Below are 18,833 nucleotides of genomic sequence, written 5' to 3' on the forward strand. Positions count from 1 at the left end.
TGGCAGGCACTGCGGCCCCGTGGGGGCCCGCGCCCGCATACCCTGCCCGCTTGCCCAGGCTTGTGCCGGTCTTGCGCCCTTCTGGTGCGCTCTTACCAGGCCGGCTGTGGCGCTGCGCGGCGCAAGCCGAAATACTGCAGCTCCGCCAGCACTGCCACAGTCAGCGCTTGCATCACCACATAAGCCACACCCAGCATGGAGGGCGACACGCGGCCGCTGACCAGCAGCAGCACGCAGGCCAGCGCCCAACCGGCATTACCCGCCACCAATGCCCAGATGACGCCGCGTGGCAAAGGATTACGCGTTGAAACAAAAGCAACGACCGCCGCATAGACCAGCAGGAACTCGCCGGTGTAGGCAAGCAGGCCTTCGGGCAGGTTCAGCAGGCGGGCCATCGCGGCCGGAAAGGCCACCTGCAGCACGCCGCAGGCAATGCACGAAAGCGCGTCCACACGCAGCACATTGCGCAGGAAATTGGGGGACGACAGGATGGAACTCGAAGACATGGCAAAACTCCTGAGAAGTGGCAGCCGGTGACGTTGACCTGCGCGCCGGGCCGCCGGGTCGGTGCGCATGGAGGTCATCATTCCCGTGCGGCAGCGGCCCGTCGATAACCTGAGAGGTAATGGAAAACCACCCGCATGGCTTTACGATGGCGCCATGACCGCCAGCACCCACCACCCCAGCCGCCCCGCGCCGCGAAGTGCGCCCCAACCTTTTGGCGACCACCTGCGCCACTGGCGCCAGCACCGGCGCCTGAGCCAGCTGGACCTGGCCCATGAGGCGGACATCTCGACGCGCCACCTGAGTTTTGTGGAAACCGGGCGCTCGGTGCCCAGCCGCGAAATGGTGCTGCGGCTGTCGGAGCGGCTGGACATTCCGCTGCGCGAGCGCAATACGCTGCTGGTGGCGGCCGGCTATGCGCCCATGTACCGCGAGCGGTCGCTGGACGACCCGGCGCTGGCCTCGGCTCGGCAGGCCGTGGAGCTGCTGCTCAAAAGCCACGAACCCTACCCGGCCCTGGCGGTGGACCGGCACTGGAACCTGGTGGCCGCCAACCGCATGGTGCCGCACCTGATGGAGGGCGCCGATGCCGCGTTGCTGCAGGGCCCGGTGAATGTATTGCGCCTGAGCCTGCATCCCAAGGGCCTGGCGCCGCGGATTGCTAACCTGCCGCAGTGGCGCGCGCATATATTTGAGCGCCTGCGCCAGCAGGTCGCGGCGACGGCAGACCCGCTGCTGGCCGCCCTGCTGGAGGAACTCAAGGCCTATCCCGTGCCTGAGGAAGCAAAAAACGAACACCTCGATGGCGAGCACCCGGGCGTGGTGATGCCCTTCCTGTTCCGCACGCCGGCCGGCATGCTGAGCTTTATCAGCACCACCACCATCTTCGGCACACCGGTGGACGTGACGCTGCAGGAACTCGCGATGGAGACCTTTTTCCCGGCCGATGATTTCACGCGCCAGGCGCTGCTGGCGCTTGCGGCGCAGGCCTAGACGTCAGCAGCGTTCACAACTCGACGATTGTCTTGAAGCCGCCAAAAATCATCCGCTTCCCGTCGAAGGGAAGATTCTTCGGGTCCATCATGGCTTCAAGGCGCGGGTCGGACATGACCTTTTTGTTGACGCTGTCGCGCTGCTTGCGCGACTTGTAGGTGATCCAGGAGAACACCACCACTTCATCCTTCTTGAGCTTGACGCTTTGCGGAAAGGAGGTGAGCTTGCCGGGTTTCACATCATCGGCGATGCATTCGGTGTATTCGATCGCGCCGTACTCCTTCCAGATCTTGCCGGCCTTGCGGGACAGCTTGCGGTAGGCCTCCACTTTTTTGGTGGGGACAGCGACGATGAATCCATCTACGTAACGGGCCATGGGAAATCTCCTTGTTTAAAGGGTCGGTGAAAAGCGGAGGCGACACAGCGAAGCAGCAGAGCCAGGAAGCCGTCGCATCTTGTGTACACCGTACACAAATATACCCAAAAACAGGAAATCCCCTGACAGAAAAAGTAACAAAGCTTGCCGGCGCCTCAGGCGCTGAAGACGTGGGCCTGGCCGGCCACCGTGATGCGCACCATGGCGCCCAGCGCCGGCGCATGCATGCCCGCGCTGTGCACCAGCAGCGGCTCATCCCAGCCGCTTGCTGGCGCTGCCGTAGTCGCGCCGGTGCCGCGCAGCAGGCGCACCGACAGCACGCAGACCGAGCCGCCGAAATCGGTGTCGGTGACCGCGCCGTAGCAGGCCTCCCCTTGCAAGCCATGCGCCGCCGCTTCGGCCGGCACCTCCGCCACCTGCAGCTGCTCGGGCCGCAGCATGATCTGCGCCGGACCCTGGCGCCCGCTGTCGTTGACGGCGATGCGTCCCAGTGCGCAGTCGGCCCAGCCGCCGGCCAGTTGCGCGGGCAGCACGATGCTGTCGCCCAGGAAGCCGGCCACAGCCGCATCGCGCGGCCGCAAATACAGGTCCAGCGGACGGCCAGCCTGCACCAGCAGCCCGCCGCGCATCACGGCCACCTGGTCGGCGAACGACAAGGCCTCGGCCTGGTCGTGCGTGACGAGGATGGTGGTGATGCCCGCCGCTCCCAGCAACTGCGCCACGGCCTTGCGGGTGCTGGCGCGCAGGCCGGTGTCGAGTGCCGAGAAAGGTTCGTCGAGCAGCATCAGCTTCGGCCGCTGCGCCAGAGCCCGCGCCAGCGCCACACGCTGCTGCTGGCCGCCCGAAAGCTCGTGCGGGCGGCGCGCCAGCATGGCCGTGTCCAGCGCGACCATGTCCATCAGTTCGGCGATGCGTTCAGCGCGCCGCGGCGTGTTGCGCGGCAGGCCGAAGCCGACGTTGCCTTCGATCGTGAGGTGCGGAAACAGCGCGCCGTCCTGCGGCACATAGCCTATGCCGCGTTCATGCGCTGGCACGGCATCGGGCCCGTCGGCCAGTTGGCGGCCACCGAGCGTGACGCGGCCCGCGTCGGGCGCTTCAAAGCCCGCGATGATGCGCAGCAGCGTGGTCTTGCCCGAGCCCGAGGGGCCGACGATGGCGGTGCGGCTGCCGGGCGCGACGCTCAGGTCCACGCCGCCCAGGGCCTGAACGGCGCCGTAGTGTTTGCGGATGGCTTGCAGTTCCAGAGAGGTCGTCATCGCGTCATCGTCCCGCCGTGCGTTTGGATTGGTGGTAGAGCAGCCAGGTCATGGGCAGCGAGAGCAGCACCATGATGAGCGCATAGGGCGCGGCGGCAGCGTAGTCGATCTCGCTGCTGTAGGCCCAGAAGGAAGTCGCCAGGGTGCGCGTGCCGTTGGGCGCGAGCATCAGCGTGGCGGTGAGTTCGTTGGTGATGCCCAGCCCCACCAGCGCCGCGCCGGCCGCCGCGCTGGGCGCGGCCAGCCGCATGGTGATGGCCCACAGCGCCTGCGCGGGTGTGCGGCCCAGGCTGCGCGCCGCCTGTTCCAGCTCCACCGGCGCCTGCGCGATGCCGGCGCGCAGGCTGATCAAGGCGCGCGGCAAAAACATCAGCAAATAAGCCAGCAACACCGTCAGCGCCGTCTGGTAGATCGGCAGACGAACGGTGACCGTGACCAGGGCCAGCGCCACCACCACGCCGGGCAGCGAGCCGACCATGTAGTTGCAGGCCTCCAGCACACGCTGCAGCCGGCCCGGCGAGCGTATCGACAGCCAGGCCATGGGCACGGCGGCCAGCGTGGTCAGCAGCGCACCGGCCAGCGCGAGCGCCAGGGTCTGCGCAATCGACGGGCCGATTTCATCGAAGCGCCAGACAGCCGCACCGCCCGCCACCAGCCAGCGTCCCAGCGTGGCCAGCGGCACGCCCAGCGCCAGCACGCTGAGCAGCGCGGGCAGCAACAGGCCAAGCGCGGTAAAGCGGCCCAGGCTGCGCTTCAAAGGCATGCGCGCCGCGCCGGAGCCGACACGCGCATAACGCTCCTTGCCGCGCGCGGCCGATTCCAGCCCCAGCAGCGCGAAGCAGCAGACCACCAGCACGCCCGACAGCATGTTGGCGGCGGGGCCGTTGTAGGTGGACTGGAACTGGTCGACGATGGCCGTGGTGAAGGTGTCGAAGCGGATCATCACGTAGAGGCCGTATTCGGCCAGCAGGTGCAGCCCCACCAGCAGCGAGCCGCCGCACACCGCCAGCCGCAGCTGCGGCAGCACCACACGGAAAAACACCGCCCAGGGGCTCAGGCCCAGCGAGGCGGCGCTGTCTTCCATGCCCGGGTCGAGGCGCCGCAGGGCCGCGGCCACCGGCAAATACAGGAAAGGGAAATAGGCGATCACCGAGACCATCACGCCGGCCGCCAGGCCGTGCAGCCCGGGCGCCACCGTCATCCACGCATAGCTGTGCACAAAAGCCGGCACCGCCAGCGGCGCCACCAGCAGCCAGGCCCAAGTGCGAGCGCCGGGCAGCTCGCTGCGTTCGGTGAGCCAGGCCAGCGCCACAGCCAGCACGGCGCACAGCGGCACCGTGAGCGCCACCAGCAGCGCGGTGTTGACCAGCAGTTCGCCGACGCGCGGCCGGAAGATCAATGCCAAGGCGGTATCCCAGCCGGTCTGGACGCCGACCCAGAGCACAAAGCCCAGCGGCAGCAAAGCCAGCAACGACACGACCAGGGCCGCGCCGCCCACCCAGGACAGGCGCCAGCCGCCATGCCCGGCAGCGGGCAAAGGCAACAGCACCGCAGCCGCCGGGTTCAGGGCGGCTTCGGCATCAAGCGGCAAGGCACTCAAGGAAGCTGTCCGGTCCGCGCACTTGGGAGCGGGTTACAGCAGGCCGGCCTGGGTCATCAGGTCGGTGACTTTTTTGCTGTTGAGTTTCGACGGCTCGACCTTGGGCGCCTGCAGCTCGGCCAGCGGCACCAGCTTGGGGTTGGACTGCGCGCCGGTACCGACGGCGTATTCATAGGCGTCGCCAGTCTTCAAAATTTCCTGGCCGCCCTTGCCGGCGATCCATTTCACGAAAGCCTGGGCTTCGGGCTGGTGCTTGCTCGAGGCCAGCACGCCGCCGCCGGAGATGCTCACAAAAGCGCCAGCATCCTGGTTGCGGAAGTAATGCAGCTGGGTGTTGTTGCTGTTCTCGCCGGTCTTGGCCTGGTCGCCGTAGTAGTAATAGTGGTAAATCACGCCGCCTTCAATCTGGCCGGCGTTGACGGCCTTGAGCACCGTGCCGTTGCCCTTGTAGGGCGTGGCGTTTTCCTTCATGGCCTTGAGCCAGGCGGCGGTGGCGGCCTCGCCCTTGAGTTCAAGCAGCGCGCTCACGATGGCCTGGAAGTCGGCGCCCGAAGGCGACGCGGCCCAGCGGCCCTTCCATGCCGGCGTGGCCAGGTCCAGCATGGACTTGGGCAGCTGCGCCGGCGTGAGCTTGGCCTTGTTGTAGACGAACACCGTGCTGCGCGCGGCGATGCCGGTCCAGCGGCCATGCTCGGGACGGAAGTTGGCAGGCACTTCAGACAAGGTGGCCGCATCCAGCGGGGCAAACAGCCCTGCCATATCGACCAGCGCCATGGCGGGAGAGTTTTCGGTCAGGAACACGTCGGCGGGCGAGGCTTTGCCTTCCTGCACGATCTGGTTGCCCAGCTCGGTATCGCTGCCGTTGCGCAAGGTGACCTTGATGCCGGTTTCCTTGCTGAAGGCATCGGCCCAGGCCTTGGTCAGGCTGGTGTGCTGGGCGTTGTAGACCACGATGCCCTCGGGGGTCGGTTTGACGGCTTGCGCTGTGGCAACCAGCGGAGCGGCCAGGAGGCCGGCGGCCAGCGCGGCGCCGGCAAGGGAGAAGGACAACAATTTCATGGAACACCTTTACAAAAGAAGCGGGCACGCAGGGGACCGGGTCGGCAGGCGAAAAGACGAAAAGGCGGAAAAACAGTCATGTCTTGCGCCGCGCCTGTAAGGAACCAGTCATGCAAATGCGAATTACTCTCATCTATATGGTAACCGCTCCGCCATTTGGTTCCGCGGTAGGGCAATGGTTTACATAAGCGGCGTGAGCAAGCCGGAGCTGTCGGCACTAGCTGACAGCTGTCCGGGCCGCTGGCCGATGAGCGGCATGCAGCCTGATGCCTAGCCTTGAAGCATCCACCCATGCACATCGATACACATCCATTCAGGGAGCTTTCATGAGCACAGCCAAATCAGACCACGACACCCTCTGGGCCCTGATCAAGGACATCAAGTACGGCATGCTCACGCACCGCCACGCCAACGGCATGCTGCACGCCCATCCGCTGACCACGCAGAACCGCGCCATCGACGAAGGCGCGCGGCTGTACTTTTTCATCTCGCGCAAAAGCGAGCTGGCCCAGCGCCTGCAGCAGGACGGCAATGTCAATGTGTCGTATGCGGACCCGGGTGACGACAGCTATGTGTCGCTGTCAGGCCAGGCTCTGGTTGCCGAAGACCAAGCCAAAAAGGAAGAACTCTGGTCGCCGGCGGCACGGGCCTGGTTTCCGGCCGGCGTGAACGACCCGGACCTGGCCTTGCTGGAAGTGCATATCCACCACGCGGAATACTGGGACGTGAAGGAAAGCAAGATGGTGCAGCTGGCCAAGATGGCGAAGGCCGCGCTCACCGGAGACACGCCGCCCAGGTTGGGCGAACACAAAGAACTGCACTTGTCCTGAACCGGCGCGAGGTCCCATGCCCTTCATCTCATTCAACAAATCCACCGAACCGGCCGCACCGGACGACCTGCGCATCAACACCACCGCGGTGCTGTATGTGGAGGCCTCGCCTCCCGACCTGGTCGGCCAGACCACCATCCACATGCTGGGCCAGGGGACGACCGTCAATGCCGTCACCGAATCGGTAGGCACCGTGGTCACCAGCATAGGCAATCTGGTGGGCCTCAGGCGCCACTACCTGGCGCCGCCGCCCGACACCGGCGCGAGCACGGTCTATGTGCAGGCGTCCAACGTGAGTTATATGCGCCCCAACCTGCCGCTGTCGCCGGAGTTCTGGTACTTGACCTTTGTCGACGGTTCGGAATTGCGGGTGGTCGAGCCTCTGCCCTAGACACCCCAGGGCGCTTCGGACTGGCGCCGTGCCACGCCCTTATTTCTGTGCGGGCACATAACGCACGGGCTCATCGCCCACGCGCAGGTAATTCACCACCCCCATCACGTCGTCGACCAGCCAGACGGCTTTTTCGAGCGCCTCCGACTGCTCGCGTGTCTTGACGCAGCCTTTCAAAAAAACCAGCCGGCGCTCGCCTTGCACCCAGACGCTGGTGTCGTCGAAGCGGCCGTCGAGCCTGATGTACTGCGAGACACGCGGAATGATCTCCTGGTCGTACCAATAGGAGTTGGCCAGCCGGCAGCGCCCCACGCGGTAGCAGCTGCCGCCGTGCTGCGCCCGGACATGGGCCACGTCACGCACTTCCTGCTCGGTGTAAAGCGGCCCCTCGGGAACAGGGCACTGGGCGATGGCCGAGGTGACCTGGAGGAAGGGGTCATTGAAGGCGTTGGTGCGCAGCTCCTGGGCGCCGGCACTGGTAGCGGTTGCCGAAAAAAGGGCAAAAAAAAGGAAGGAGAGAAGTGACGGTTTCTTCATCACTTCATCCTTCCATTTCACCTTGCGGCTGTCAAGCCGCAGGCAGGGTGTCCACTTAGGCCGGCACGCCGTCCTTCACCGTATCGGCCATGTCGGTGTAATCCTTGACCTGGTCGAAGTTGAGGTACTGGTAAATCTGCGCGCTGGCAGCCGTCAGCACGCCCATGTCGGCCATGTATTCGGCCTTGGTGGGGATGCGGCCCAGCTTGGAGCAGATCGCGGCCAGCTCGGCGGAGCCGAGGTAGACGTTGGAGTTCTTGCCCAGGCGGTTCGGGAAGTTGCGGGTGGAGGTGGAGAACACCGTCGCGCCCTCTTTCACCTGCGCCTGGTTGCCCATGCACAGGCTGCAGCCCGGCATTTCCATGCGCGCGCCGGCCGAGCCGAGCACGCCGTAATGGCCCTCTTCCGTGAGTTGTTTGGCGTCCATCTTGGTCGGCGGCGCCATCCACAGCTTGACGGGGATGTCGCGCTTGTTCTCGAGCAGCTTGGAAGCCGCGCGGAAGTGGCCGATGTTGGTCATGCAACTGCCGATGAAGACTTCATCGATCTTGCTGCCGGCCACTTCGCTCAGGGTCTTCACGTCGTCGGGGTCATTCGGGCAGGCCACGATGGGTTCGTGGATGTCGGCCAGGTCGATCTCGATGACGGCGGCGTATTCGGCGTCGGCATCGCCCTTGAGCAGCTGCGGGTCGGCCAGCCAGGCTTCCATGGCGGCGATGCGGCGCTTGATGGTGCGCACGTCCGAATAACCCGTGGCGATCATCCACTTCAGCATCGTGATGTTGCTGTTGATGTACTCGATGATGGGTTCCTTGTTCAGGTGCACCGTGCAGCCGCCGGCGGAACGCTCGGCGGAGGCATCGGAGAGCTCGAACGCCTGTTCCACCTTGAGGTCGGGCAGGCCTTCGATTTCCAGGATGCGGCCCGAGAAGATGTTCTTCTTCCCCTGCTTGGCGACCGTCAGCAGGCCGGCCTTGATGGCGTACAGCGGGATCGCGTTGACCAGGTCGCGCAGCGTGATGCCGGGCTGCATTTCACCCTTGAAACGCACCAGCACCGATTCGGGCATGTCCAGCGGCATGACGCCGGTGGCGGCGCCGAAGGCCACCAGGCCGGAGCCCGCGGGGAAGCTGATGCCGATGGGGAAACGCGTGTGGCTGTCGCCGCCGGTGCCGACGGTGTCGGGCAGCAGCATGCGGTTGAGCCAGCTGTGGATGATGCCGTCGCCGGGACGCAGCGAGATGCCGCCGCGCGTGCTGATGAAGTCAGGCAGTTCGTGGTGCATCTTCACGTCGACGGGCTTGGGATAAGCCGCCGTGTGGCAGAAGGACTGCATGACCAGGTCGGAGCTGAAGCCCAGGCAGGCCAGGTCTTTCAGTTCGTCGCGCGTCATCGGGCCGGTGGTGTCCTGCGAGCCGACCGAGGTCATCTTGGGTTCGCAATACGTGCCGGGGCGCACGCCCTGGCCTTCCGGCAAGCCGACCGCGCGGCCGACCATCTTTTGCGCCAGCGTGAAGCCGCGGCCGTTGTCGGCCGGGTTCTGCGGCAGGCGGAACTGGGTGGACAGGGGCAGGCCCAGTGCGAAGCGCGCCTTGGCCGTCAGGCCGCGGCCGACGATCAGCGGAATGCGGCCGCCGGCGCGCACTTCGTCGAACAGCACGTCGCTCTTGAGCTTGAACTCGGCGATCACCTTGCCGTCCTTGAGCGCCTTGCCGTCGTAAGGGCGCAGCTCGATCACGTCGCCCATGGCCATCTGGCTCACGTCGAGCTCGATCGGCAGCGCGCCGGAGTCTTCCATGGTGTTGTAGAAAATCGGGGCGATTTTTCCGCCCAGGCAGACGCCGCCGAAGCGCTTGTTGGGCACGAAAGGAATGTCCTGGCCCGTCCACCACAGCACGGAGTTGGTGGCCGATTTGCGCGAGGAACCGGTGCCGACCACGTCGCCCACATAGGCCACGAGGTTGCCTTTGGCCTTGAGTTCTTCAATGAACTTGACCGGGCCGCGCTTGCCGTCTTCCTCGGGCGTGACGCCGGGACGCGCGTTCTTGTGCATGGCGATGGCATGCAGCGGGATGTCGGGGCGGCTCCAGGCGTCGGGCGCGGGCGAGAGGTCGTCGGTGTTGATTTCACCGGCCACCTTGAAGACCGTCAGCTTGACGGACTCGGGGACTTCTGGGCGGCTGGTGAACCACTCGGCATCGGCCCAGCTTTGCAGCACGGCCTTGGCGTACTTGTTGCCCTTCTCGGCCTTCTCCTGGACGTCATGGAACTGGTCGAACATCAGCAGGGTGTTTTTCAGGCCGCTGGCGGCCTGCGTGGCGACGCTGTCTTCTGCGTCGTCGAGCAGCGCGACCATGGGGCTGATGTTGTAGCCGCCCAGCATGGTGCCCAGCAACTGCGTGGCTTTTTCACGCGAGATCAGCGCGCATTTTTCCGTGCCGTGGGCGACGGCGGCCAGGTAGCTGGCCTTGACCTTGGCGGCGTCGTCAACGCCGGCCGGAACGCGGTGGGTGATGAGTTCGACCAGGAAGGCTTCCTCGCCCTTGGGCGGGTTCTTCAGCAGTTCGATGACTTCGCCGGTTTGCTTGGCGGACAACGGCAGCGGCGGGATGCCGGTGACGGCGCGCTCGGCGACGTGGGCGCGGTAGGTTTGCAAGAAGTCGGACATCATGATTTTTTCTCCTGTACTCAAAAATTTGCACGGTCGATGCGCGCGCGGTCGTGGTCTGTGTCTGTGTCTGTTATTGGACTTTGGCCGGGGCAGTTTCTGGCTGAGCAGAACCCGTGCCAGCCTGAGCTGGCGCAGCTTTGGCGGCAGGCAAGGCCTCCAGAATGCTGGTCGGGGGGTTCTTCTTCATGTCGTCGGCAAAAGTCACCTGCGCCGGGCTCATGCACTCGTCAGCCAGGCGCTGGCCCAATTTCTGGCTCATCAGCATCGACTTGTTGCCCAACTGGAGCCACATGGCGCCTGCACGGCCRTCTTCCAGGCGGATGGCGCCGGTGCGGCTTCCGACCGGGTGCATGCGAAAACGCATCTTGCCCGTCTGCACCAGGAAGAAGCCCGGGCGTTTTTCGTTCGGCGTGATGGTGACGGAGGCGCCCAGTTCGCAGGGAATCGTGCCGATGTAAACCCGCTTGGCGAGCTCCAGGTCTTCAGCGGTCAAGGTGACCGACAGGTCATCGTCAATGGGCGTCCTTTCTTCCACTACCTTGGCGGCAGAGCGCCTGATCGGTGCGCGCTTGGCGGCCTGGACAGGCTGGTCAGCTGCGGCTGCAGCCTTGGGCGCGGCGGCTTTAGGGGCCGCCGTCTGGGCCAGCAACAGGGCCGGGGCGGCCAGCATCAAGGCAGAGAGAGCGAAATGTTTCATGGGGGTCCTTTGGAACGGTCAACAGTCAATCGGGAAAATCAGTGAAGCGGGACGGAAAAATACGCCTGCGCCTCGTGCGGTAAAACACGGCCGGTCTGGTGCGCGCGCTCCAGGACCTGCCAGAAGTAACGGTAGCTCGCGCGGTCGTGCAGCTTTCCTTCAAAGTTGATGGGCGCCCAGTCGGCAAGGGCGGCGGCGGTAATTATTTTGGTGGCGTCCTCAATCTCGCCTTCGCCGGGTGCGAAGGCCTCCAGGATGGGGCGGATCTGGTTCGGGTGGATGCTCCACATCCGGGTGTAGCCCAGTTCGCGGGCGGCATGGCGTGCGGCGGCGGTCATGGCCTCAATGTCGCTGAATTCCGTGACAACACAATGTGAGGGCACCTTGCCGTGGGCGTGGCAGGCCGAGGCGATTTCGAGCTTGGCGCGCAGCACCAGCGGGTGCGTGAACTGGCCCCGGCTGCTCATGCCGTCGGCGGGAATCGCGCCCGCATGCGCCGACACAAAATCCATGAGCCCGAAGCTCAGCGACTGCACGCGCGGGTGCGCCGCGATCTCAAAGGCATTGCGCACCGCCAGCGGCGATTCGATCAGCACGTGCAGCGGCAAATCCCCGGCGCAAGCGGCCAGCAACGCCTGCTCGGCACGCAGCACGTCGGCCAGCGATTCGACCTTGGGAACCATGATGTGCGAAAGGTGGCGCGCCAGCTTGCCGGCGATCACGGCCATGTCGGACTCAAAGGCCGGATGGTCTACCGCGTGCACACGCACGGCGACGCGGGCCTTGTCGCCGGCCAGTGCCGCCAGCGCCACCACCATGGCCGCATGCTCGGCCTCGCCGCCCACGGGCGCGCCGTCTTCGCAGTCCAGGGTCACGTCAAACACGCAGGCGCCGAACTCCTCGATCATCTCGGCCTGCAGCTGCAGGCTTTTGCGCATGCGCGCTTCGACGCCGCTGTAGTGGTCGCAGACCGGCAGCGTCATGGCGCCGGCCTGGGCGCCGAGCAGCACTTGCGCGGGATGAAGGGCGGTGGCGCTCATGGCTTGCGTTGGGCGACGATGAACATGCGCGGGAAAGCCAGCAACAGCTTGCCGTCGCTTCGTGGCGGGTAAGCCTGGGCAACACGGCGTTCGTATTCGGCGAGGTAACTCGCCTGCAAATCCGGCGGGAGGCGGTCCACAAAAGGCTTGAGGCCCGTCGCGCGCACCCATTCGACAATCGCGGCGGCCGAAGCCATGGGATGCTGGTAGGCCGTGCGCCAGACATCGACGTGCGCGGCCTCCACGGCCAGCAGGTCGTAATAGCGGTCTATGGAAAACAGCTCGGTGCGCAGCTTCGAATAGTCGCCGATCGCTTCGGTCCACGGCGCCTCGGAAGCCAGCTCGCGCATCAGGCGATGTGTAGGCTCGTCGCGGTTGTCGGGCATCTGGATGGCCAGCACGCCGCCGGGCGCCAAGGCGGCGAACAGCCGCGGGACCAGCCTGGCGTGGTCGGGCACCCATTGCAGGGCCGCATTCGCGTAAATGAGTTGGGGGGCGGCATCGCCGGATGCGGGTTGCCAATCGGCGATGTCGCTCAGCTCGAAATGCGCGGCCGGAAGGCGCTTGCGCGCACTGGCCAGCATGGCTTCGGAATTGTCGGTGCCCGTGACCACGGCGCCCGGAAAGCGGCGGACCAGCAACTCGGTGGAGTTGCCGGGCCCGCAGCCCAGGTCGAACACGCGGGCCGCCTGCGCCAGCGGAACCCGCGCCAGCAGCTCCTGGGCCGGGCGCGTGCGCTCGTCCTCATAGCGGCTGTAGAGGGCGGGATTCCAGTCGCTCATGGATGAGGGCGGCGGTGTGCGGGCAAGGTGCGGGGCGGCCTCGTACTGCGTACCGTTTACAGGAGGTGCTTGACGCCGTCCTGCTCACCCTTGAGCTCGTCCAGCGTCTTGTTGATGCGTTCCTGGCTGAAGGCGTCGATTTCCAGGCCTTCGACGAGTTTGTACTCGCCGTTTTCGCAGGTCACGGGGAAACCGAACATGACGTCCTTGGGGATGCCGTACTGGCCGTCCGACGGGATGCCCATGGTGACCCACTTGCCGTTGGTGCCCAGGGCCCAGTCGCGCATGTGGTCGATGGCGGCGTTGGCAGCCGATGCCGCCGAGGACAGCCCGCGCGCTTCAATGATGGCGGCGCCGCGCTTGCCGACGGTGGGCAGGAACACATTGGCGTTCCATTCCTGGTCGTTGATCATCTTGGCGACGCTTTCGCCCTTGATGGTGGCGAAACGGTAGTCGGCGTACATCGTGGGCGAGTGGTTGCCCCAGACGGTGAGCTTTTCGATGTCGGCCACGGCCTTGCCGGTCTTGGCGGCGATCTGGCTGGCGGCGCGGTTGTGGTCCAGGCGCAGCATGGCGGTGAAGTTCTTGCGCGGCAGGTCGGGTGCGCTCTTCATGGCGATGTAGGCGTTGGTGTTGGCCGGGTTGCCGACCACCAGCACCTTGACGTTGCGGCTGGCGACGGCGTTGAGCGCCTTGCCCTGCGCCGTGAAGATGGCGCCGTTGACGGCCAGCAGCTCGGCGCGTTCCATGCCGGGGCCACGCGGGCGCGAGCCGACCAGCAGCGCGTAGTCGGCGTCCTTGAAGGCTTTCATTGGGTCGTCATACGCTTCCATACCGACCAGCAGCGGGAAGGCGCAGTCGTCGAGTTCCATCATCACGCCCTTGAGCGCCTTCTGCGGGCCCTCAACAGGCACTTCGAGCAGTTGCAGGATGACGGGCTGGTCCTTGCCGAGCATCTCGCCGGAGGCAATGCGAAACAGCAATGCGTAACCGATTTGGCCAGCTGCACCGGTGACTGCAACACGGACGGGTTTTTTGCTCATGATCGAGGGCTCCAGGAAAGTTAAGAATCGGTTGAATGAGGGTGTGATGTGAGATGTCTGGCGCGAGCCTGGGATATTCGGGGATGGTCATTCGGGGTTTTCGCCCCTCAAAATCACCGCAAAATGGCAGGCCATGCACTGGCTCAGCCCAAGATTTTACGCTTGAAAAGTGACGGGCGTCAATTTGTCTTATGTCTTATATAAGATATGATTCAGCCTTGTTTCGGACTTTATTTCCGGGATTGCCGCGTGCCTGTTGCGGCTTCCCCCACAAGCCGCTTTAACCCGCCGCCAWCCGCCACTTACTGCTGCCAACCTGCTGCCCCATGGCCATCAACCCGTCCTCATTGACCGATTCCGCAGCGCTTTCCGGCGATGCCGGCGCGGTTACCGGCGTGGCACCGGCCTTCAGCCCGCTGTACCAGCAGATCAAGGTGCTGATCCTGCAAAGCCTGCAGGCCGGCGAATGGAAACCCGGCGAGGCCATCCCCAGCGAGATGGACCTCGCCGCGCGTTTTCGCGTGAGCCAGGGCACGGTGCGCAAGGCGATCGACGAACTGGCGGCCGAGAACCTCGTGGTGCGCCGCCAGGGCAAGGGCACTTTCGTGGCCACGCATGCCGAGCAGCATGTGCAGTACCGCTTCCTGCGCCTCATGCCCGACAGCGGCGACACCACCAGCGAAGGCCCGGCCGAGCGGCAGATCATCGATTGCAAGCGCCTGCGCGCGCCGGCCGACATCGCGCGCCCGCTCTCGCTGCGCACCGGCGACGCCGTGCTGCAGCTGCGCCGCGTGCTGGCCTTCCAGGGCACGCCGACCATTCTTGAAGACGTCTGGCTGCCGGGCGGCCCGTTCAAAGGCCTGACCGCCGAGCGCCTGGCCACGCACCGCGGCCCCATGTACGCGCTGTTTGAAACCGARTTYGGCGTGCGCATGGTGCGCGCYGARGAAAAAATCCGAGCCGTCGCGGCCGATGAGGCTTCCGCCGCGCTGCTCAGCGTGCCGGTGGGCGCGCCGCTGCTCAGCGTGGAACGCACCGCCTATACCTACAACGACCTGCCCATGGAATTGCGCCGGGGCTTGTACCGCACCGACACCCATCACTACAAAAACGACCTTAGTTGACGGGAACCCTCAGAGAAGCTGCAAACCTTTGTAAGCCGATTGTTGCGTTGCAATAGAATTCTGCTGTTTAGCTGTAATTGCAGACCCGGTTACCACCCAGTTACACCCACGAAAGCCTAAAAATGACAGAGCTGGCCTCCAAACAGCGTCCCAAGCGGCCCGAGTTCCGCAACATCAACGCGCTCACCGATCTCCCTTCCTATCGTTTGCCGCCCGCCGGCTGGGTGTCCATCCTCCATCGCATCAGCGGCTTCATCATGTTCTTGCTGATGCCCTTCATCATCTGGATGTTCGACACCTCGATCTCCTCCGAAATTTCCTTCGAAAAATTCAAGGGCGCCTTCAACATCGGCATGCTGGGCCTGCCCGGTTTCATCTGGAAGCTCGCGGCACTGGCCCTGATCTGGGCCTACCTGCACCACTTCATCGCCGGCCTGCGCCACTTGTGGATGGACGTGAGCCACGCTGCCGTCAGCAAGGAATTCGGCAAGTCGTCCGCCATCTTCACGCTGGCCGCGAGCATCGCCCTGACGCTGGTCCTCGGCGCCAAGCTGTTCGGCCTCTACTGATCACAAGGAGCACAAAAAAATGGCAGTTAACTACGGCTCCAAGCGCATCGTTGTCGGTGCCCACTACGGTTTGCGCGACTGGCTCGCGCAGCGCATCACGGCCGCCTTGATGGCCCTTTTCACCGTGCTGCTGCTGGCCCAGGTCATCTTCAGCAAAGGTCCCATCCGCTATGACACATGGGCCGGCATCTTCTCGTCCCAATGGATGAAGACTCTGACGTTTGTGGTCATCGTCGCCCTGCTGTACCACGTGTGGGTCGGCATGCGCGACATCTGGATGGACTACATCAAGCCGGCCTCCATCAAACTCGTTTTGAATGTTTTCACGATTGTCTGGCTGGTGGCTTGTGCCGGCTGGGGCATCCAGGTCCTGTGGCGCCTCTGAGCCCCCCGCTAAACCTGCAGACCCGACAAGAAGACCGACACCCCACAAAAAATCATGACAGCAACATCCAAACTCCCCAAGCGCAAATTTGACGTCGTCATCGTCGGTGCCGGCGGCTCCGGCATGCGCGCATCGCTGCAACTGGCGCGCGCCGGCCTCAACGTGGCCGTGCTCTCCAAAGTGTTCCCCACACGCTCGCACACCGTTGCGGCCCAGGGCGGCATCGGCGCCTCGCTCGGCAACATGAGCGAAGACAACTGGCACTACCACTTCTACGACACCGTCAAGGGCTCCGACTGGCTCGGCGACCAGGATGCGATCGAATACATGTGCCGCGAAGCGCCCAAGGTCGTGTACGACCTCGAGCACATGGGCATGCCCTTCGACCGCAACCCCGACGGCACGATTTACCAGCGCCCCTTCGGCGGCCACACGGCCAACTACGGCGAAAAGCCCGTGCAGCGCGCCTGCGCCGCGGCCGACCGCACCGGCCACGCCATGCTGCACACGCTGTACCAGCAAAACGTCAAGGAAAAAACCAGCTTCTTCGTCGAGTGGATGGCGCTGGACCTGATCCGCGATGCCGCGGGCGATGTCGTGGGTGTGACCGCCCTCGAAATGGAAACCGGCGACGTCCACATTTTTGAAGCCAAGACCACGCTGCTCGCCACCGGCGGCGCCGGCCGCATTTTTGCCGCGTCGACCAACGCCTTCATCAACACCGGCGACGGCCTGGGCATGGCGGCGCGCGCCGGCATCCCGCTGGAAGACATGGAGTTCTGGCAGTTCCACCCGACCGGCGTGGCCGGCGCCGGCGTGCTGCTGACCGAAGGCTGCCGCGGCGAAGGCGCGATTTTGCGCAACAGCAACGGCGAGCGTTTCATGGAGCGCTATGCCCCCACGCTGAAAGACCTGGCGCCGCGCGACTTCGTCTCGCGCTCCATGGACCAGGAAATCAAGGAAGGCCGCGGCTGCGGCCCCAACAAGGACTACATCCTGCTGGACATGACCCACCTGGGCGTGGACGCCATCATGAAGCGCCTGCCCTCGGTGTTCGAGATCGGCCACAACTTCGCCAACGTCGACATCACCAAGGAACCGATTCCCGTGGTGCCGACCATCCACTACCAGATGGGCGGCATCCCGACCAACATCCACGGCCAGGTCGTCACGCAGGACGCCAACAACCAGAGCCAGGTCGTCAACGGACTCTACGCGGTGGGCGAATGCTCCTGCGTCAGCGTGCACGGCGCCAACCGCCTGGGCACCAATTCGCTGCTGGACCTGCTGGTCTTCGGCAAGGCCGCCGGCAACCACATCGTCGAGTTCGCCAAGACCACCACGCACAAGCCGCTGCCGGCTGACGCCGCCGACAAGACCCTGGCCCGCATCGCGCGCCTGGACAACGCGACCGACGGCGAATATGCGCAAGACGTGGCCAACGACCTGCGCGCCGCCATGCAGCAGCATGCCGGCGTGTTCCGCACCCAGGCCATCATGGATGAAGGCGTGAGCAAGATCGCCGCCCTGCGCGCGCGCGTCAACAGCATCGGCCTGAAAGACAAGTCCAAGATCTTCAACACCGCGCGCATCGAGGCGCTGGAAGTCGAGAACCTGATCGAGGCCGCACAGGCCACCATCGTATCGGCCGCCGCCCGCCGGGAAAGCCGCGGCGCGCATTCGGTCGACGACTACGGCGACACGCCCGAGCACCCGAACGGCCGCAACGACACCGAATGGCACAAGCACACGCTGTGGTACAGCGAGGGCAGCCGCCTGGCCTACAAACCGGTGCAGATGAAGCCCCTGACCGTCGAGTCCGTGCCGCTCAAGACGCGCACGTTCTAAGAATACAGACACGACACACGACAGACGGCCTGCGACCCCACAAGAAGCGAGAACCCCATGACCAAACGCACCTTCAAGATCTACCGCTACGACCCGGACACCGATGCCAAGCCCTACATGCAGACCATCGAGGTAGAGCTCGACGGCCATGAGCGCATGCTGCTGGACGCGCTGATGAAACTCAAGGCGCAGGATCCGTCCATCAGCTTTCGCCGCTCCTGCCGCGAAGGCGTCTGCGGCTCGGACGCGATGAACATCAACGGCAAGAACGGCCTGGCCTGCCTGACCAATATGCGCACGCTGCCCGAGGTCATCATCCTCAAGCCGCTGCCGGGCCTGCCCGTGGTGCGCGACCTGATCGTCGACATGACGCAGTTCTTCAAGCAGTACAACTCGATCAAGCCCTACCTGATCAACGACAMSGTGCCGCCCGAGAAAGAGCGCCTGCAGAGTCCCGAAGAGCGCGAAGAGCTCAACGGCCTCTACGAGTGCATCCTGTGCGCCAGCTGCTCGACTTCCTGCCCCAGTTTCTGGTGGAATCCCGACAAGTTCGTCGGCCCGGCCGGCCTGCTGCAGGCCTACCGTTTCATCGCCGACAGCCGCGACGAAGCCACCGCCGAGCGCCTGGACAACCTTGAAGACCCCTACCGCCTGTTCCGCTGCCACACCATCATGAACTGCGTCGACGTCTGCCCCAAGGGCCTGAACCCGACGAAAGCCATCGGCAAGATCAAGGAAATGATGGTGATGAGGACAGTTTGACCGTCCACTGGCCGAAAATATGGAAACTACCGACGCCCTGCTAGATGAGCGCGCCATGAGCAAGCTCAAGTGGCGCTGCCGGCGCGGCCTGCTCGAAAACGACCTGCTGATAGAGCGCTTCTTCCAGGGCCACGAGGCCACCCTCACCGTCAGGCAGGCTAAAGGGTTGAATGATTTAATGGAGTTGTCCGACAACGATTTGCTGGACCTGCTGTTAAAACGAAAAGAAGCTGGCCAGCTGCCCGATGAAGCCGCCAAGGCAAGCGCCTCTACTTCTGAAGCCCACGAGGTTTTAAAGTTGCTGCAGCCCGCGGCGCCGGCCCCCTGATTACCCGCCCGTCCCTCATTGACACTGATACGAAAGAA

At 64.7% G+C, this 18,833-nt stretch carries 20 protein-coding genes; 9 read left to right on the forward strand and 11 right to left on the reverse strand.

Annotated elements, in window-relative coordinates:
• Nucleotides 1–92: 92 nt before the first annotated feature.
• A complete protein-coding gene (locus AC1D1Y_RS15650) occupies nucleotides 93–506 on the reverse strand; it encodes a hypothetical protein (RefSeq protein WP_477683125.1) in 414 nt (137 codons plus the stop codon).
• Nucleotides 507–660: 154 nt separating this feature from the next.
• Here AC1D1Y_RS15650 and AC1D1Y_RS15655 point away from each other — a divergent pair, with 154 nt between their 5' ends.
• Nucleotides 661–1,497 (forward strand): helix-turn-helix domain-containing protein, encoded by an 837-nt coding sequence (locus tag AC1D1Y_RS15655; protein ID WP_477683126.1) that lies wholly within the window; start codon nucleotides 661–663, stop codon nucleotides 1,495–1,497.
• Between the two features lie 13 nt (nucleotides 1,498–1,510).
• Here AC1D1Y_RS15655 and AC1D1Y_RS15660 read toward each other — a convergent pair whose 3' ends face one another.
• The 4 genes from AC1D1Y_RS15660 to AC1D1Y_RS15675 all read right to left on the reverse strand — a co-directional run bounded on the left by AC1D1Y_RS15660 (nucleotide 1,511) and on the right by AC1D1Y_RS15675 (nucleotide 5,788).
• Nucleotides 1,511–1,873 carry a DUF1428 domain-containing protein gene (locus AC1D1Y_RS15660; RefSeq protein WP_477675602.1) on the reverse strand — a complete coding sequence of 121 codons (363 nt, stop codon included), beginning with the start codon at nucleotides 1,871–1,873 and terminating at the stop codon, nucleotides 1,511–1,513.
• Between the two features lie 155 nt (nucleotides 1,874–2,028).
• On the reverse strand, nucleotides 2,029–3,129 hold the full coding sequence (locus AC1D1Y_RS15665) for an ABC transporter ATP-binding protein (protein WP_477683127.1): 1,101 nt from the start codon (nucleotides 3,127–3,129) through the stop codon (nucleotides 2,029–2,031).
• Nucleotides 3,130–3,133: 4 nt separating this feature from the next.
• Nucleotides 3,134–4,729 carry an ABC transporter permease gene (locus AC1D1Y_RS15670; protein ID WP_477683128.1) on the reverse strand — a complete coding sequence of 532 codons (1,596 nt, stop codon included), beginning with the start codon at nucleotides 4,727–4,729 and terminating at the stop codon, nucleotides 3,134–3,136.
• Between the two features lie 33 nt (nucleotides 4,730–4,762).
• Entirely contained in the window at nucleotides 4,763–5,788 is a 1,026-nt protein-coding gene (locus tag AC1D1Y_RS15675) for an iron ABC transporter substrate-binding protein (RefSeq protein WP_477683129.1), read from the reverse strand.
• Between the two features lie 326 nt (nucleotides 5,789–6,114).
• Between AC1D1Y_RS15675 and AC1D1Y_RS15680 the strand changes: the two genes are divergently transcribed.
• Both AC1D1Y_RS15680 and AC1D1Y_RS15685 read left to right on the forward strand, forming a co-directional pair.
• Nucleotides 6,115–6,618: a pyridoxamine 5'-phosphate oxidase family protein gene (locus tag AC1D1Y_RS15680; protein WP_477655152.1), complete on the forward strand. Its 504-nt coding sequence runs from the start codon at nucleotides 6,115–6,117 to the stop codon at nucleotides 6,616–6,618.
• A 16-nt stretch (nucleotides 6,619–6,634) separates the two neighbouring features.
• Nucleotides 6,635–7,009: a hypothetical protein gene (locus tag AC1D1Y_RS15685; RefSeq protein WP_477655151.1), complete on the forward strand. Its 375-nt coding sequence runs from the start codon at nucleotides 6,635–6,637 to the stop codon at nucleotides 7,007–7,009.
• 39 nt (nucleotides 7,010–7,048) lie between these two features.
• Here the strand turns inward: AC1D1Y_RS15685 and AC1D1Y_RS15690 are convergent, their stop codons facing one another.
• From AC1D1Y_RS15690 to AC1D1Y_RS15715, 6 genes are all read right to left on the reverse strand, one after another.
• On the reverse strand, nucleotides 7,049–7,546 hold the full coding sequence (locus AC1D1Y_RS15690) for a BON domain-containing protein (protein WP_477683130.1): 498 nt from the start codon (nucleotides 7,544–7,546) through the stop codon (nucleotides 7,049–7,051).
• Between the two features lie 55 nt (nucleotides 7,547–7,601).
• Nucleotides 7,602–10,217: a bifunctional aconitate hydratase 2/2-methylisocitrate dehydratase gene (locus AC1D1Y_RS15695; RefSeq protein WP_477683131.1), complete on the reverse strand. Its 2,616-nt coding sequence runs from the start codon at nucleotides 10,215–10,217 to the stop codon at nucleotides 7,602–7,604.
• Nucleotides 10,218–10,287: 70 nt separating this feature from the next.
• A complete protein-coding gene (locus tag AC1D1Y_RS15700) occupies nucleotides 10,288–10,914 on the reverse strand; it encodes a hypothetical protein (RefSeq protein ID WP_477683132.1) in 627 nt (208 codons plus the stop codon).
• A 38-nt stretch (nucleotides 10,915–10,952) separates the two neighbouring features.
• The gene (locus AC1D1Y_RS15705) at nucleotides 10,953–11,954 is read right to left on the reverse strand and encodes an HpcH/HpaI aldolase/citrate lyase family protein (protein ID WP_477683133.1); all 1,002 of its coding nucleotides are present in this window, start codon (nucleotides 11,952–11,954) and stop codon (nucleotides 10,953–10,955) included.
• A complete protein-coding gene (gene tam, locus AC1D1Y_RS15710) occupies nucleotides 11,951–12,736 on the reverse strand; it encodes a trans-aconitate 2-methyltransferase (RefSeq protein ID WP_477683134.1) in 786 nt (261 codons plus the stop codon). Before tam ends, AC1D1Y_RS15705 begins: the two co-directional genes overlap by 4 nt.
• A 56-nt stretch (nucleotides 12,737–12,792) precedes the next feature.
• A complete protein-coding gene (locus tag AC1D1Y_RS15715; RefSeq protein WP_436153633.1) occupies nucleotides 12,793–13,779 on the reverse strand; it encodes a malate dehydrogenase in 987 nt (328 codons plus the stop codon).
• Between the two features lie 326 nt (nucleotides 13,780–14,105).
• Here AC1D1Y_RS15715 and AC1D1Y_RS15720 point away from each other — a divergent pair, with 326 nt between their 5' ends.
• The 6 genes from AC1D1Y_RS15720 to AC1D1Y_RS15745 all read left to right on the forward strand — a co-directional run bounded on the left by AC1D1Y_RS15720 (nucleotide 14,106) and on the right by AC1D1Y_RS15745 (nucleotide 18,795).
• Nucleotides 14,106–14,903, forward strand: a complete 798-nt coding sequence (locus AC1D1Y_RS15720) for a GntR family transcriptional regulator (RefSeq protein ID WP_477683135.1) — start codon at nucleotides 14,106–14,108, stop codon at nucleotides 14,901–14,903.
• 122 nt (nucleotides 14,904–15,025) lie between these two features.
• Entirely contained in the window at nucleotides 15,026–15,472 is a 447-nt protein-coding gene (gene sdhC, locus AC1D1Y_RS15725) for a succinate dehydrogenase, cytochrome b556 subunit (RefSeq protein ID WP_477683136.1), read from the forward strand.
• 19 nt (nucleotides 15,473–15,491) lie between these two features.
• Nucleotides 15,492–15,857: a succinate dehydrogenase, hydrophobic membrane anchor protein gene (gene sdhD, locus AC1D1Y_RS15730; RefSeq protein WP_477683137.1), complete on the forward strand. Its 366-nt coding sequence runs from the start codon at nucleotides 15,492–15,494 to the stop codon at nucleotides 15,855–15,857.
• Nucleotides 15,858–15,911: 54 nt separating this feature from the next.
• Complete coding sequence (sdhA, locus tag AC1D1Y_RS15735) at nucleotides 15,912–17,705, forward strand: succinate dehydrogenase flavoprotein subunit (protein WP_477683138.1); 1,794 nt, start codon at nucleotides 15,912–15,914, stop codon at nucleotides 17,703–17,705.
• Between the two features lie 57 nt (nucleotides 17,706–17,762).
• Entirely contained in the window at nucleotides 17,763–18,467 is a 705-nt protein-coding gene (locus AC1D1Y_RS15740) for a succinate dehydrogenase iron-sulfur subunit (protein WP_477683139.1), read from the forward strand.
• A 19-nt stretch (nucleotides 18,468–18,486) separates the two neighbouring features.
• A complete protein-coding gene (locus tag AC1D1Y_RS15745) occupies nucleotides 18,487–18,795 on the forward strand; it encodes an FAD assembly factor SdhE (protein WP_477683140.1) in 309 nt (102 codons plus the stop codon).
• Nucleotides 18,796–18,833: the final 38 nt, after the last annotated feature.

The organism is Polaromonas sp. P1_G1 (assembly GCF_056405595.1).